This window comes from Paenibacillus taihuensis (assembly GCF_003386535.1).
Taxonomy (GTDB): Bacteria; Bacillota; Bacilli; order Paenibacillales; family Paenibacillaceae; genus Paenibacillus_Z; species Paenibacillus_Z taihuensis.
This window is the reverse complement of record NZ_QTTN01000038.1, coordinates 46,799-62,766: the sequence shown is the minus strand read 5'-3', so window position 1 is coordinate 62,766 and position 15,968 is coordinate 46,799. Positions and strand designations below refer to the sequence as shown.

Annotated in this window: 15 protein-coding genes; 11 read left to right on the top strand and 4 right to left on the bottom strand. The window is 49.0% G+C overall.

Annotated elements, in window-relative coordinates; all coding sequences use genetic code 11:
• A partial coding sequence (locus A8990_RS31870) for an HTH domain-containing protein (protein WP_342772943.1) occupies positions 1–236 on the bottom strand: 236 nt, incomplete at its 3' end.
• 401 nt (positions 237–637) lie between these two features.
• On the opposite strand from A8990_RS31870, the gene A8990_RS24585 reads away from it, so the two are divergent.
• The 7 genes from A8990_RS24585 (at position 638) to A8990_RS24555 (ending at position 6,457) form a co-directional block, all read left to right on the top strand.
• Positions 638–1,585, top strand: coding sequence for a ring-cleaving dioxygenase (locus tag A8990_RS24585; RefSeq protein WP_116191685.1), 948 nt, complete (start codon positions 638–640; stop codon positions 1,583–1,585).
• On the top strand, positions 1,582–2,193 hold the full coding sequence (locus tag A8990_RS24580; protein ID WP_116191684.1) for an alpha/beta hydrolase: 612 nt from the start codon (positions 1,582–1,584) through the stop codon (positions 2,191–2,193). Before A8990_RS24585 ends, A8990_RS24580 begins: the two co-directional genes overlap by 4 nt.
• Before the next feature lie 44 nt (positions 2,194–2,237).
• Positions 2,238–2,849 carry a flavin reductase family protein gene (locus tag A8990_RS24575; protein ID WP_116191683.1) on the top strand — a complete coding sequence of 204 codons (612 nt, stop codon included), beginning with the start codon at positions 2,238–2,240 and terminating at the stop codon, positions 2,847–2,849.
• Between the two features lie 100 nt (positions 2,850–2,949).
• Entirely contained in the window at positions 2,950–3,891 is a 942-nt protein-coding gene (locus A8990_RS24570; protein WP_116191682.1) for a VOC family protein, read from the top strand.
• A 41-nt stretch (positions 3,892–3,932) separates the two neighbouring features.
• On the top strand, positions 3,933–4,910 hold the full coding sequence (locus tag A8990_RS24565) for an NAD(P)H-quinone oxidoreductase (RefSeq protein WP_116191681.1): 978 nt from the start codon (positions 3,933–3,935) through the stop codon (positions 4,908–4,910).
• A gap of 107 nt (positions 4,911–5,017) precedes the next feature.
• Complete coding sequence (locus A8990_RS24560; protein ID WP_245996192.1) at positions 5,018–5,791, top strand: SDR family oxidoreductase; 774 nt, start codon at positions 5,018–5,020, stop codon at positions 5,789–5,791.
• A 135-nt stretch (positions 5,792–5,926) separates the two neighbouring features.
• Positions 5,927–6,457 carry a DUF421 domain-containing protein gene (locus tag A8990_RS24555; RefSeq protein ID WP_116191679.1) on the top strand — a complete coding sequence of 177 codons (531 nt, stop codon included), beginning with the start codon at positions 5,927–5,929 and terminating at the stop codon, positions 6,455–6,457.
• Here A8990_RS24555 and A8990_RS24550 read toward each other — a convergent pair.
• A complete protein-coding gene (locus A8990_RS24550) occupies positions 6,411–7,706 on the bottom strand; it encodes a sensor histidine kinase (RefSeq protein ID WP_116191678.1) in 1,296 nt (431 codons plus the stop codon). The genes A8990_RS24555 and A8990_RS24550 overlap by 47 nt on opposite strands.
• 110 nt (positions 7,707–7,816) lie before the next feature.
• Positions 7,817–9,352 (bottom strand): spermidine synthase, encoded by a 1,536-nt coding sequence (locus A8990_RS24545; protein ID WP_116191677.1) that lies wholly within the window; start codon positions 9,350–9,352, stop codon positions 7,817–7,819.
• 102 nt (positions 9,353–9,454) lie between these two features.
• Between A8990_RS24545 and A8990_RS24540 the strand changes: the two genes are divergently transcribed.
• Entirely contained in the window at positions 9,455–9,898 is a 444-nt protein-coding gene (locus tag A8990_RS24540; RefSeq protein WP_116191676.1) for a cell wall hydrolase, read from the top strand.
• 58 nt (positions 9,899–9,956) lie between these two features.
• Here A8990_RS24540 and A8990_RS24535 read toward each other — a convergent pair whose 3' ends face one another.
• Positions 9,957–10,589: a lysoplasmalogenase gene (locus A8990_RS24535; protein ID WP_245996191.1), complete on the bottom strand. Its 633-nt coding sequence runs from the start codon at positions 10,587–10,589 to the stop codon at positions 9,957–9,959.
• 205 nt (positions 10,590–10,794) lie between these two features.
• On the opposite strand from A8990_RS24535, the gene A8990_RS24530 reads away from it, so the two are divergent.
• The 3 genes from A8990_RS24530 to A8990_RS24520 all read left to right on the top strand — a co-directional run bounded on the left by A8990_RS24530 (position 10,795) and on the right by A8990_RS24520 (position 15,833).
• Complete coding sequence (locus tag A8990_RS24530; protein WP_181909765.1) at positions 10,795–12,231, top strand: PAS domain S-box protein; 1,437 nt, start codon at positions 10,795–10,797, stop codon at positions 12,229–12,231.
• A gap of 163 nt (positions 12,232–12,394) precedes the next feature.
• Positions 12,395–14,026, top strand: coding sequence for a response regulator (locus A8990_RS24525; RefSeq protein WP_181909764.1), 1,632 nt, complete (start codon positions 12,395–12,397; stop codon positions 14,024–14,026).
• Positions 14,013–15,833, top strand: coding sequence for a cache domain-containing sensor histidine kinase (locus tag A8990_RS24520; protein WP_116191673.1), 1,821 nt, complete (start codon positions 14,013–14,015; stop codon positions 15,831–15,833). Before A8990_RS24525 ends, A8990_RS24520 begins: the two co-directional genes overlap by 14 nt.
• Positions 15,834–15,968 lie beyond the last annotated feature (135 nt).

The window sequence follows — 15,968 nt, the reverse complement described above, 5'->3', positions numbered from 1 at the left end:
TGAATGCTGCGCCAACGTTTCAAACACCTCTTAGGTGTTTCCTGACCAATGATCTCGATTGGAAACCCAGCGCGAAGAAATATTTCCATCGGTGTTTGACCAGCATGATATGCTCGAACGGCTTCAACCTTAAAGGAAGGAGCATATGTAATACTCTTCTCGGTAACGTGATGTACGTAAGGGTTCTTCTCCAACAACTGAATTTCATTCTGACTAAAATGTCTTCTATTACTCATAACAATCTACATCCCCGTTTCAGATCTCAGCTTCTTATTAAAACACAAAACCCGCAAGATGGACACTTTTTTCAAAGTGTCCATCTTGCGGGTCACAGTTCAGAACTTTTACGGGTCTCCTTTTATTTGAAAGAACGAAATAAACAAATTAATACCGGATTGATGCGCCTTTCCAAGATAGTAACCGTCACCCATTTATATGTCATATCGGGATGAGAAGTGCTTGACAAATATCTCAATTCAATATATCTTTAATTTAAGATATTAAGTTCAAAGATATTCGAACTCGTAAGCTTAAAGAAGCATGGCGGCTTACGCTCGGTATTCAGTGCCATTATGGAAGACATAATATCATTGAATAAACGAGGATATCAGATAACAAAACTCGAGGAGGGCTTATTATGTCATTACAAACAGCTGGAATTCATCATATTACTGCATTCGCGGGTGATCCGCAGAAGAACGTTGATTTTTATGCAGGTGTACTCGGTTTAAGACTTGTGAAGAAAACCATTAACTTTGATGCTCCGGACGTGTATCACCTCTACTTTGGCGACAAGCAGGGAAGTCCTGGTACGATCATAACCTTCTTCCCGACACGCGGAGCAAGAAGAGGGGAAATCGGCGGCGGCCAAGTCGGTATTACGACGTATGTAGTTCCAACTGGTGCGCTCGCATTTTGGGAAGAGCGCTTGAACAGCTTGGATATCACTTTCAACAAGACGGCGAGATTTGGCGAGAATTATCTTCAACTTGAAGATAGCGACGGACTAAGAGTCGAACTTGTAGAGCGTGAAGTAGGCGCGCTTAGCGAATGGTCCTTCGGCGGCATTCCAACTGATAAAGCGATTAAAGGCTTCGGCGGTGCAGTACTCTTCAGTGCGAATGCCGCGAAAACAGTGAATGTCTTGGTAAATACGCTAGGACTTACCAAAGTCGACGATGACGGGGAGTATGCGCGGTTCAAGGCGACTGGCGAAATTGGCAACATCATCGATGTCCCGCTCAAGAATATCCCGATGGGCGTAGGCGGTGCCGGAACCGTTCACCATATTGCATGGCGCGCGAAAGATTTCGAAGAACATAAACAATGGCAGCAGGAAGCAACAAAGAATGGTTACCACACAACGGATATCATTGATCGTCAATACTTCAATGCGATTTACTTCCGTGAAGGCGGCGGTATACTGTTCGAGATCGCTACCGATCCTCCAGGCTTTGCTCGTGATGAAGCTCCTGAATCGCTCGGCGAGACATTGATGCTGCCGGCATGGTACGAACAACACCGTGCCGCTATTGAGGCGAACCTTCTTCCGATACAAGTACGCGAGGTAGGTGCGAAGAAATGAAACATATATTTGAAGCAGGAACGGATCTAACTAAACCGACACTCGTATTATTTCATGGCACCGGCGGGACGGAGAGTAGTCTGATCTCGCTCGGTAAGTTTATCTCGCCGGATTCCTCTATACTGAGCGTCCGGGGGAATGTGATTGAGAATGGGATGCCGCGATTCTTCCGTCGCCTTGCCGAAGGTGTCTTCGACATTGAAGACTTGATCCTTCGTACGAAGGAAGTTTACGAGTTTCTGAACGATGCTGCTGAGCAATATTCGCTCGATCGCAATAATTTCGTAGCGGTCGGATATTCGAATGGCGCTAACATTGCCGGCAGCTTGCTCTTTCACTATGAGCAGGCATTCAAAGGCGCGATCCTGCATCACCCGATGGTTCCAATTCGGAACATAGCTCTTCCTGATCAGAGCGGCATCCCCGTCTTCATCGGAGCAGGGGAGAACGATCCAATCTGTAGTTCCGATGAAACGGAAGAACTGCAGAAGCTGTTGTCCGGAGCCGGTGCGGACATTCACGTTCATTGGGAGAATTACGGTCACCAGCTGACGAGAACGGAAGCTGATGCCGCTGCCCAATGGTTCAAAGAACACTTTACTCCTTAAGTCTAAGCAGTAAGAGTAAGCTGTAAGTCAAAGGAGGTCTTGATGTGTTATCGATCGACCCTAGTCAACAAGGCGACAGAGATAATTATAAGCTGCTCATTGGAAGTATTGTGCCAAGGCCTATCGCTTTTGTCACTACATTAACCGATGATGGAATTATTAATGGGGCACCGTTCAGTTATTTCTCCATAGTCTCAAGCACGCCGCCGATGATTTCGCTGGCGATCCAACGGAAGAATGGCGTCATGAAAGACACCGCGCGTAATGCAAGAAGCACAGGCGAACTCGTCGTTCATATCGTCGATGAGTCCAACGTGCAGCAGGTGAACGAAACGGCTGCGAATTTACCATCACATGAGAGTGAAATTAAGCTCGCCGGCATGACTCCCGTCCCAAGTGAAACCATTCATGTGCCTGGTATTATAGAGTCCAAAATTCGAATGGAATGCGTCCTTGAACATGCTTTCGAGCTAGGGGGTACGCCAGATTCACCAGGAATGGATTTATTGATTGCTCGGATCGTGAGATTTCATTTCGAGGACGACATTATTCAAGATGGGCGCATCGATGTTCATAAGCTTGCTCCAATTAGTCGAATGGCAGGGAATTATTATAGTAAACTTGGTGAGCTATTTGAAATCGAACGTCCCTTATAATGAATGCTACGTGGATCAGATGTAAGAGCCCTATATACGCTGAAGTCGTGTATAAGGCTCTTTCTACAGATGAGCGGAGGAAGGACTGACAATCTTAACCATGAAAACAGCCGGGATTCACCATATCACAGCTTTCGTTCGAAATGTCCAGGACAGCGTTGATTTTTACGCTGGGATACTTGGATTGAGGCTCGTCAAACAAACGATCAACTTTGACGTTCCAAGTGTCTATCATCTGTACTTCGGTAATGAGATGGGATCGCCAGGAACGGTCATCACGTTCTTTCCTTTCGAGAAGGGGCGGCAGGGTAAGATTGGTGCCGGCCAAGTCGGATGGAGTTCATTCGCGATTCCAGCAGGCACTCTGGCATTCTGGGAGAACCGACTAACCAAGTTTGGTATCGAGTTTACACGCCTAATCAGATTTAATGAGACTTTTCTTCGGTTTACGGATCGGGATGGTCTGCAGCTTGAACTGGTGGAGCGAAATGATGGAATGAACGGTACTTGGTCGTTCGGAGATATTCCTGCAGAGAAAGCCATTAAAGGATTTGGCGGCGCCGTCTTATTTAGCAAGCTCCCCGCAGACACGGGCAACGTGCTGGAGGATCTGCTTGGTTTCAAGAAGGTTGGCGTCGAACAAGGATTCAGCCGGTACCGATCTTATGGAGACCGCGGAAATATTGTTGATATTGACGAGCGTGTAAGGGATGACGGTCACGGCGGACCTGGTTCTGTTCATCACATTGCTTGGCGAGCCGAGGATGATAATCAGCATGCAGAGTGGAGAGAAGCAGTCATACGAAGAGGCCTTACGTCAACGCCTTTTCAGAACAGACAGTACTTCAATGCGATCTATTTCCGGGAACCCGGTGGGATATTATTCGAAATCGCTACAGATCCTCCTGGTTTTACTGTCGATGAACCCCTAGAAGAGTTAGGGGAATCACTTCAGCTGCCGAGCTGGTATGAAGACAAACGCGCTGCACTCGTTGATGAGCTTACACATTTTGAAGTAAGAAGCCTAGACAGCACAAATTAAGAATCATAATCGGTCTTGCCGTACACGCTAGGAGGATACCCATGAAAGCTATTCTTGTAAACGAAGAAACGAAGCAGCTGTATATCGGAGAAGCCGCTGAGCCGTCAATAGCTGAGAACGAGCTGCTCGTTAACGTCAAAGCAACTGCCCTCAACCGAGCGGACCTGCTGCAGAAACGGGGATTGTACCCGCCGCCGCCAGGTGCATCTGAGATTTTGGGACTCGAAATGGCAGGGGTCGTTGAAAAGGTTGGCACAGGTGTGAAGGGTTGGCAGCCAGGAGACCGAGTGTTCGCTTTACTGCCCGGAGGCGGTTACGCACAACGGGTCGCCATTCCAGCAGATATGGCGATGCGAATTCCGGACCAATTCTCATTCGAACAAGCGGCGGCAATTCCCGAAGTGTTCCTTACTGCATATTTGAATCTGTTCGTGCTCGGAGGCTTGCAAGCCGGCCACACCGTATTGATTCATGCGGGAGCAAGCGGTGTCGGTACTGCTGCGATTCAGCTTGTTAGAGAAGCAGGAGCTACCTCGATCATAACCGCAGGAACGAAGGCCAAATGTGACACGTGTCTCGAGCTCGGCGCGTCAGTGGCGATCGATTACAATGCAGGCCCATTTGCCCCAGCTGTGAAGGATGCAACCGAGGGCCGCGGCGTGAACATCATTATGGATTTCATCGGCGCTTCGTATTGGCAGCAGAATCTGCAATCGCTTGCGATCGACGGCAGGTTGATTATTATCGGGACGATGGGCGGAAGCAAAGTGAGCGAGCTTGAACTCGGCTATTTGCTGAGGAAACGGCTGCAGGTTATCGGCACGGCACTTCGTTCCCAACCGTTATCGGTTAAAACCAACCTCACCGAGCAGTTCGTCCAGTTCGCGATGCCACGATTCGCAGATGGACGGCTGATACCTGTCGTTGACTCTGTGCTCGATTGGGATAGAGCGAACGAAGCTCATGAAATCATGGAGAAGAACCAGAATACCGGTAAAATCATTCTTCGCATCAATTAGTCGTGAAACTAACCTGAATGCCTATTAATCTTCCGCAAACGCGTTGTGGCTGGTATGATACTAGAGGGTATCTACTATAAAAAGGAAGGTTAGGCGACCTTATGAAAATGAGCGGGAACACAATTCTAATTACGGGAGGCACTTCGGGCATCGGTTTCGAATTTGCGACTCAACTGCTTAAGCTCGGAAATACCGTTATCATAACGGGGCGCGATCAGGCGAAGCTGAATTCGGCGAAGTTCAAGCTGCCGGCTGTACATACTTTACGAAGCGATGCGGCGGATCCTCGCGAAATTGCTGATTTGTTTGAAACTGTGGTGAAGCAGTTCCCTAAGCTTAACGTCCTGATCAATAACGCGGGATTCATGCGCAAACTTAATCTACACGACACGGATATCGATATGGAAGATCTCAATCGCGAGATCGAATCGAATTTAAGCGGGCCAATCTGGATGATCAATCAATTTTTGACGCATCTGAAGTCACAAGAATCTGCCGCGATTATGAATGTATCGTCAGGACTTGCTTTCGTCCCGCTGCCTATCTCGCCGGTGTATTGTGCAGCAAAAGCCGGGCTTCATTCCTATACACAGTCATTACGAGTACAGCTCAAAAATACGAAAGTAAACGTGTTTGAGCTCGCGCCTCCGCTCACCGATACACCGCTCGTAGACTCGTTCGATCCAGCAGATCTGTCAGGTTCCAAAGCGATGAACGTGACCAAAATGGTTGGAATTGCAATTCGGGGCATGGAGCAGGACAATTTCGAAATTCGACCTGGGCAAAGTAACGACTTGAAGTTCATGAACCGGATCGCGCCGAAGTTCATTTTCAACCAGCTCAGCAAGTCTGTTGATCATATGCTGCGAGAGTCGAAATAAGAGCAGGGGAGTAGCGTCCAATACATACATGAAGGCAGCCGATCAGAGTGGATCGGTTGCCTTTTTTTCATTATCCGGATTTGGGTGGAATGTGGGGGAGATGGGAAAGATAGGTCAGGAAGGAGGCGGGATGAGATGGATCTATCCTGGCATTTAATCTGGAAATGTGCATTCCTTGTCTTGGCGGGGATCTTCTTGCTGCGCTTATCAGGCCGAAAATCAATCGCGCAAATGAACGTGGCGACGACGGTAATCATGATCTCTATTGGTGAGTTGATCGCGCAAGGGATTATCGAGAAAACCATATGGAGGGCAATTGCGTCAGTTGCTTTGTTTCTAGCCGTATTGGTCATACTGGAACTTCTGGAGATACGCTTCGGCAAGTTCCAGAATTTAATCACAGGAGAAGCGGTTACGGTTATTCGTGATGGGCAAGTGGATATGAAGGAATTGCGCAAGCTTCGTATTACGGTCAATCAGCTTGAGATGCGACTTCGTCAATTAGGCATCTCCAACATAGATGATATTAAGTCCGGCGTCATCGAGGCGAACGGGGAGCTTGGCTACGAGCTTACGGACGCGGCAAAGCCCGTGACCAAACGGGATCTGGAGCAATTTCTTATCCAGATTGGAGCGAGGACGATTCCAGAGAAGGAGAATACTTAACACACGGGATTCTCGCAATTACCTCGGTCCCTACTTTTTGCTCGCTATAGACTTGTAACGTACCTCCGAACGTCCGGATGATCTGGAAGCTGATCATCATCCCGAGCCCCGTCCCGTTCTTCTTGAGCGAATAATACGGCGAACCGAGCCGTTCCACTTCACTCTTCGACATGCCCACGCCTTCGTCCTTGACATGAATCTCGATATGGGATTTGTCGACAACGATGCATGATGCCTGTACAGTCCCGCCATTCGGCATCGCTTCAATCGCGTTCTTCATGATGTTGATCATGAATTGATTCAGCCGCTGCATGTTGCCGTTAACGAAGCAATCCGGCTCAATTGTCGTCTCGATCATCACGTTCTTATCGAGGGCGTAGTTGTTGATCAGGTTCACGGTTCGCTGCAGCTGCTTGCCGACGTCGAACTTCTCCAGGTTGTCCGTGACGGGCTTGCCGAGAAGAAGAAACTCGCTGATAATCTCGTTCGTACGATCAAGTTCCTCGATTGATAGCCGAATGTACTGCGTCTTGGACGCTGCAGGCAGCTCGGGCGAATCCAGCAGCTGAAGGAAGCCGCGCACCACCTGCATCGGATTGCGAATTTCATGCGCGAAGACGCCTGTTAAGTCGCCAATGAGCCGCAATCGCTCGGCATTGTGAAGCTCCTTGCGCATCGTATGGATTTCCGCCATTGTCTCGATCAGCCCGATCATTGTCGCGACGATGCCAACGACAACATTCAAGAGAATAAACTGCACAAGAAGGCTCTCAGCCGTCACGCCTTGAAGCACGCCGACGAGAACAGAACCGAGCACGCAATAGAACGCTGCCAGCAATAAGGCAATGCGAAGCCGCTTGCCCTTGGCGGCTTGTTCGAACATGCGCTGCGCGTACAGAACCACCGAGAAACCAAGCAGCAGCGCGAGCGCGGTCGTCCAGAAGCCCGGAACTGCGCCGGCTTCGATGAAACGGTACACGAGAATGAACATGGCTAAGCAGAAACCAGCTCTGCGTCCGGCGTACAGCGTTCCCATCAGGAGCGGAACAATTCGGAGATCTATGTGGCTGCCGGTGCCATAATAAATTGGGAACGACATGCAAAGTGCAATCGAACTCCCCCACAGTAAGGTAATGAAAAGCTTTATATGAGTGACCGGCCCGATGTGGCCGAGTACATAAGCAAGATAAATACCGAGAGGGAATCCGACCAGCGATAGTTGAAGCAGGAAATCTTTTGTGAGGTTCACGCGCCGGCCGCCTTTCAAAATCTAATCGAAGTTAATACTTACATTCCTTGATTAAATTCGCCAAAAAACGGGATTTTCCTGCCGACACATGGAGCGTATTTCTGCTAGGACTATCTAGCTCCAGCAGCACTGAATATCATAGAGTCCGTTAGCATCTCGGTTGGCGCGCGATTATCTGTGAGCAGCTGGCCGTTCGCGAATTGCTCAGGTGTAAGGGAAGTCAACTGTTTCGGCCATTCGTCGCGGATCCCAGCTAGTGGGTGATCGGCTTCAATTGCCTTTAGCTTGTCTAGTTTAAGTGGTGTGAGCGAGCCAAGCAGTATGTAGTTATAATCGCCTCTTGCTCTGACGACATAGCTGAACGGGAAGGCTTGGTGCAGCGTTTTCTCCATGGATTGCAGCAGACGCGAGTCTGTCGAGACGGCGTTCACATTTAGAGCGAGCAGACCGGATGGATTCAGATGGTTCTCAATCGTTTGGAAAAACTCGACCGTCGAGAGGTGAAAGGGGATGTAGATTTGCTGGGAGTAGCAGTCGACGATTACGATATCGTAGCGCTCTTCAGTGTTGTCGAGGAAGACGCGCGCGTCTTGGTTCACGAGCTTCGCATCTTCAGGTTGTAGGCCGAAGAAGCGGGAGTCGAGCTTGATCACTTCGGGATCGATCTCTACTCCCGTCGTATGTAAGCCCGGATAGATTGGTTTGACATATTTGGCGAGCAGCCGGGGAATTGTGCCTCCCGCGGAGCCAAGCACGAGCACTTGTTCTGGTTTTTCCATCAGGAAAGGCAGCATGAGATAGTCGTCGTAGTAGTCATTCTTATTGAGGGCGTCATTCGGTCGCCGCATGGACTGCACGCCGCCGCCTTCATTGTAGATCAGAGACGTTTGACCATCAGCGGTTTGCGTCACTCGCACGAATTGGTACAGCGTGTCCTTGGACCAGACGACAGGTTTCCCTTCTACTTGCTTGAATGTATCATACGGGATCAAGTAGAGCAGCACAGGAAGCAGAAGAAACAGCGCCGACCACTTCCATTTGGACTTGCGGAGCCCCAAGCTGCTAATGGCGATCAGCGCTGCCGACCATAGAAAGATCGTCTCGCGCGTGCCAAGGAAGGGGATTGTGCCGAATGCGGTGCCGAACGTGCCGATGATGCTGCCAAGCGTTGAGAAGGCGTACAGATTGCCGGCTGTCTTGCCGATCTGTTCTTCGCTCGCCGAAACGAGTCGGATGGCGAATGGACTGACCATGGCGAGCAAGAAGACAGGCGGCGCAAACACGATTAAGATCGCGAAGAAGGAGCACAGGATAATCCAAAGCGATGTATCGAGGATACCGTTCGACAGCAACGGGAAGATCAGCTTCCCCCAAAGCGGCAGCAGCGACGTGAATACGCCTGCCGCAAGAGAGATCAGCATGAGCAGCTTGCCGTCCGGCCTGCGGTCGGCCCATCTGCCGCCGATCCAGTAGCCTAGCGACAGGGATAAAAGAATGAGACCGATAATGTTCGCCCATACGATCATGGAGGTTCCGTAATACGGAGCCAGGAACCGCGATGCAGCAAGCTCCAGCGCCATAACCGACGCGCCGGTAATACAGACGTACGAATAAAGGAATGAAACCTTAAACTTGACGAACTGCATGCAAGCACCTCATTTGAAGGATAGTAGGATTATGAAACTGCAGAGGAACACATCCGCTTCACTTACAATAAGATGAGTCTAGACATCTAAAGAGGTGAGCCAATGGGAGTCGTAAAAGCAAGGCAGCAGGATATCGATATGTTGGCAAGATTGCTTCGGGCCGAAGCGGAGACCGAAGGCGAAATGGGCATGCTCCTTGTTGGAAATGTCGGCATTAACCGAATACGCGCGAATTGCTCCGATTTCAAGAATCTTCGGACCATTCCCCAAATGATCAACCAGCCGCATGCGTTCGAAGCGCTGCAGCATGGAATGTACTATCAAAGCGCGAGAGACAGAGAACGTCGTCTGGCGCAGCGGGCTGTGAACGGGGAGCGGAATTGGCCAGCCAAATTCTCCCTATGGTATTTCCGTCCAGGTTCGTTCGAGAATCCAGGCCCATGTCCAGCAACCTGGTATAATCAGCCGTTCGTAGGACGCTGGAAGAAGCACTGCTTTTATGAGCCGACCGGACAAGAGTGCGAAAATATTTATAATACGTTTTAACTTTTCGCTCCGAAAAAAGCCGCGTAAACCGCGGTTTTTTTCAATTCCGGGATTACGATTATGATTCGCGCGCCCGAATGCTGCTGGCGATGAAAAACTGAGCTACATAGTAGGTGGTCATAATCCATACTCCGGAATAGGAAATGTCCGACACGAACATGTTCCATGAGAGGATGGAGTCGGAGGCGAGGAAGAGCAGCGAGCCGATTATCGCGAAGCGATTGCCTGTCAATATCGCCGTCCAAGCCATCAGCGAGATTACGGTGATATATACGAGCACAGGCGCAAGGAGTCCGTTGTCCCCGCTGTCCTGGAGTGCGTTCACCAGTCGGTAACCCATATAGCCAGCATAGAGAGCAATCGGGAGCAGTGTTGCGGCGCGCGGCCAAGAGAAACGGAGCTCGCGTGTGAAGGATGCGATGTAGAACAAGTGCCCGATCAGAAACGCGGAGAGTCCGGCAACGAACCATTTCATAAGTCCGTCTCCGCACATGGAGAAGAATAGCCCCAGCAGGAGCAGCCAATGCTTCGACTGTCGCGAAGTCGGAGCAAGCAGCCAGGCATATGTCAGGATAAGCGCCATGGGGATCAGCTTGAAGACCAGCTTCAAGCCTTCTGGTTCGGCTGGAATGACGAAGATGTACAAGGCGCTCATAAGCGCGATTGCGTAGGGTAGCAGCTTTCGGAACAAGGGCTTCTCCTCCTGAAGGATAATGTGATTGATTTACATCATTCGATATCCTTCCTCTTGGTTCCTGCTAAATAGACGAATGACGATATCCAAGTAAAAACATATATTTTTAAAAGTAAATTGCTGTTATAATTCCATCATTAAGGTAATTTTAAATTCAGTAGTCGGTTAGTTGATCCATGCAACTGCTTTAATGGAGGATTACATGTTATCTCAATTCAGTGACCATCGTCTGTTTTCTCGCATATTCGAGAAATCGCCAAGCGGAATGGCATTATTATTAAGCGATAGAACGATCTTAAGAGCGAATCCATCTCTATGCAACATGTTGGGATATAGCGATAGTGAAATTATTAACCTCGATGTTACATCCATCACTCATCCTGAAGATGTAGAAGCGGATATGCAGTTATGGCGCAAAGTGTGTCGGGGTGAACTGGATGAATATCAAATGGAAAAAAGGTATATTCACAAATCCGGGGCCATCCTGTGGGGTCTTCTCAATGTTACAGCCGAAAGAAACTGTCAGGGTATCGACGGGAATGACATATTCATTTCCCAAATCGTAAATATCACGGAACAAAAGAAGAAGGAAGAAGAATTCAAACGAATTGAAGAGCTTCACACTCTGATTTCGGAGCATTCACAAGACGTGATTTTGCGGCTAACGCCTAACGGAATGATCGATTATGCCTCGCCGGCTGTCCGCAACCAGCTCGGCTATGAGCCCGAGGAACTTGTCGGAACATATGCCTATGATTACTGGCATCCGGATGACAAGAACAACGGCTGGTTAACCCGAGGTCATCCCGATCAATCGGATAGCCGAATAACGGTTTATCGTCTCCTGCATAAGAAAGGTCATTATATCTGGCAAGAGGCACACTCCAAGAAAATAAGGAATGCGGCCGGAACGATTCAACATGTAATCAGTATGGGACGCGATATAACGGAACGAATTAATTCCGAAGAATTAATCCGCAGATCAGAGAAGCTTACGCTAGTTGGCCAGCTTGCAGCCGGGATCGCCCATGAAATTCGAAATCCGCTGACTAGCCTGCGGGGATTTATGCAATTGTATTTAAGGGAGGATATTGACGGTTCAAGGAAAGTACGCAATGATGTCATGCTGGCTGAAATCGATCGGATCAATGGCATTGTAAGCGAGCTTCTCGTATTAGCTAAGCCTTCGAGAGAGGGATATCAGTTAAGAGACTTGGTACAAATCATCAATCATGTGACTCGATTAATTGAAGGACAAGCCAACCTCTATAATGTGCAGATCAAGAAAGAATTGGATACCCAATTACCGTTAATTCGTTGTCAAAGCGGGATCAATCAAGTATTTATTAATATATTGAAGAATGCAATTGAGTCTATGCCTAATGGCGGAGAAGCCATCATAACCGCGAAGCAAATGGACGGCGAAATCCATATTCGAATTCAAGACTCAGGGATCGGCATTCCGCAAGAAGAAATTGCTAAGATCGGTAATCCATTCTTCACGACGAAAGAAACGGGAACCGGATTAGGATTAATGGTTTCCATGCGAATCATCCAGAATCATAAAGGGGCGATGCACATCGAGAGCGAGGTTGGGAAAGGAACCATTGTGGAAGTTGTTTTACCTAGTGCGAATTAGCAGAATGATAAGAAGGACACGAAGCAGCCGGCTGGTAAGAGCGGTTGCTTTTTTTATATCGCATTCCCGCCATGACTTCACCGCAGGAGAATCGATAGCCATTGCTGAATTAAGAGGAAAGATAGCAGTTTGTCGAATGTACGAGGATAGGAGGCTGCCGATCATGTTTAAAGTGATCATCGTCGAAGACGAGATGCTGGTACGAATCGGACTGAAAAACTCGATCGATTGGGCGAAGCTGGGCATGGAAGTGATCGCCGACCTCTCTAATGGGCAAGCGGCCTGGGATTTCTATAATGCGGCCAAGCCGGACTTGATTCTGACCGATATCCGGATGCCGAATATGGACGGGATGCAGCTGATTTCGCTTATCCGGGAGAACGACGCGAAGACCAAGATCGTTATACTAACTGCGTACGAGGAGTTCGATCTGGTCAAAAAGGCGATCCGGTTCGGCGTCACCGACTATATTCTCAAGTTCAAAATGTCTATCGACGAGATGGAGTCCGTGCTGCGGAAAGTTCAGACGGAGCTGCAATCGGAGAACAGCCGCGCATCAGCGGAACAGCAAGACCCCCCGGCCTTGGACCGGACAAGCCTGAAAGAAACCGCGATGAAGGATTATTTGTCCTACGGCCGTTACTCGGACGCGGAATTTGCCGAAATCACGAAGAAGCTGAACTTCCGGCTCCAGCCGGAGCGGTTGCTTCTCTGCGTCATGTCGATCGATAACTTCGAACGCATGGAAAGAAAGTTTCACGATAACCATGGCAATTTGATTCGTTTCAGCATACTGAACATCGTCAGCGAGCTGCTCGCCGGATACGACCGCGGAGAAGTCATATATGAGAAAGACGCGAAGTATATCTTGGTTTTCAGCTTTCACGACATCGTCAGCGAACAGAGGATTTACCTGCAGCTGCAGGATATTCTTTCGCATATTAGCAATGTGATCAAAACCTACCTTAACGCTTCCGTCACTTTCGGAATCAGCACGATTCAAACCGGCTACTCGCTGCTAAGGCAATTATATCAAGAAGGCGTCGGCGCTTTGGAGCAGAGCTTCATTCTGAGCAGCGAGCGATTCATCCGCTGGGATACGGTGAGATTGAGTACGCTTCGGAGCATCGTTGGCGCGAAACTCGAGAAGATGCTGAGGGAATCGAAGCCGTTCAACGAAAGGCACGCCAAAGAAATCGAGGCTGGTACGCAGGCGCTCATTCGTCTCGATCGAATCAGCAGATTGGACGTTCAAATCATGATGATCCGGTGGATTCATTGGCCGACCGTGAATTTGAACCCCCCTTCCGACGACATCTCCGCGATGGCGCTCGATTATGCCGGTCAAATTCATGACAGCGCGACGCTCGACGAGACGATCGAGATTTTTCAGCGTTATTTGCGGGACATCTTGAACTATAACGAGAAGAAGAAATACTTGAGCAAAGAAATCGCGGAAGCGATCCAATTTATTCGGGAGCATTACGACGAAGAAGTATCCCTCCAACAAATCGCCGAACAGGTTCACTTGAATCCGAGCTATCTAAGCAGACTGTTCAAAAAAGAGCTGCAAATGAGCTACGTCGAGTATTTGAACTTCTATCGGATCGACATGGCGAAAAACCTGCTGCTCAATACGCGTCTGAAATCCTACGAAATCGCCCAAAAAACGGGCTATTGGGACGACAGTTATTTCAGCCGAACGTTCAAGAAAATGACGGGCATGCGACCTCACGAGTTCAGAAGGCAATGGCTCGCGGACAGCAGGGAGGAGAGAGAAGATGGCCATCTATAAACGGAACAAGAGGGTCTCGCTCGCGAATCAATTAGTGCTTTCTTTCCTTGTCATCTTCCTGATTATTTTCTCCCTTAGTTCGCTATTCGCTTATTTAAGAATACTGGCGATATTAAAGAACAACGCGAAGGAGACGACGCTTCGCCAGTTTAAACAATACGACTATAACCTTACCTCTTTCACGAGCGAAGTGGATCAATTGTCCCGGATGCTCGTCCTCGATTCCGAGCTGTACGATCTCATCAATTACAAGAGCAAGCCCGAGCTGGATCGCGTTCTTGCGGTCGGGCTTGCTTTCCGCAATTTCACGCAAATTCTGTCCGACTATAAATATATCAACGAGATCAGCTTCTTCGGCGATGATGGCTTCGCTATTCGCACGACAGCGCAGACCAATGAAATTCTCGTCGATCCTGCGGATCAGGTGAACAAGTTCTATCGGTCCGAAATTTACGATCAGGCGGTATCCGGGGGGCAGAAGCTGGTTTGGTTAGGCGGCTTCACGGATAAGGATTTCGCGATAACGGACGGCTTTACGACGTCTCCAGAAGCTGCAAAGCCCGTTGCTTATATCTCCGCGGCTCGCAGCTTCTTTTCGAATAATAGGGCTGGCACGCTCGTCATCAACGTGGACATGAAGTATTTCACCGATATTTATAATCATGCGAATGACATTAACAGCAATGAGCTCTATCTGATCGACCAGAAGGGGAAGATCGTCTCCCATAGCATCGAAGCGAGAATAGGCGAATCGGGAATGGCACCTTTGCAGGCAAGCGCCACTGCAAGCGGCGGGAATAAATTTTCCAGCGAAGAACGAAGCGGCAAGCAGATCATGTCGTACCGGATCGACAGCTTGGGCTGGGAATTAGTGAACGAGATACCCGTAAGTGTTTTTACAAGCGATGCGCTGACGTTAAGGACCATCGTAATGACCATGTTCGTATTCAGTTTGGCATCGGCGGCCGTTGTTTCGAGATTCTGGATTCTGAAAGTGACGAAGCCGCTCAACAGCTTAACGAACGTCGTCCGAAAGATGGGACAAGGGAACCTCGGATTGACGCTGGATCTGGAATTAAGAAACGAGCTCGGCATCTTGATCACGCAATTCAACAAGATGTCGAAGAACATATACGAATTGATGGAGCAGAAGGAAACCATTCAGGAAGAGAAGCGGATGCTCGAGATCGGAGCGCTGCAATCCCAGATCAATCCCCATTTCTTCTATAACACGTTGAATACGATTAAATGGATGGCCATCATGGCCAAGGCGGACAACATTGTGGAAAGCATTACGACGCTGGGCGATTATCTGAAGCCGATGTTCAGCAAAGGGATGTTCTGTACCATTCAAGAGGAGATCGATTATATCGAGAACTATACCAGGATTATGAATTATCGAATGGCGGGCGGAATCAAAGTCGAGCACCGAATTCCCGCCGATGTAAGGGATTACCCAATTCTGCGCTTCCTGCTGCAGCCTTTGGTTGAGAACGCGATCACGCATGGACTGAAGAACAGAAGCGGCGGCGTCATCAGCATGACGGCAGAGGAACGGGGCACCGAGATCATCTGGAGCATCCAGGATAATGGAGAGGGAATGACCGAAGCCAGGCTGCAGGAAGTGAGGAGAGCGCTCGTGAATTGGGACGGGGAGGATTGGAACGAAAGGAAAGGCATCGGTTTGTACAATACGAACCGCAGGCTGCAGCTTCACTTCGGCGGTCAGTATTACATTCAGATCGATAGCATGCCGCAAGAGGGGACTAAGCTGACGTTCGCCATCCCGAAAGTCCAAAAATCGTAAAAAAAGTACAATTTTTTACCGGAGCTGCTTTCATTCATTTCGCGATGCTCTGGTTTGTTCTAGATTTCGCCGAAATGTCCATGTTTATCGGATTTTCTCTTTTCTATAATGAGTCCATAGACCAAATCCACCCGG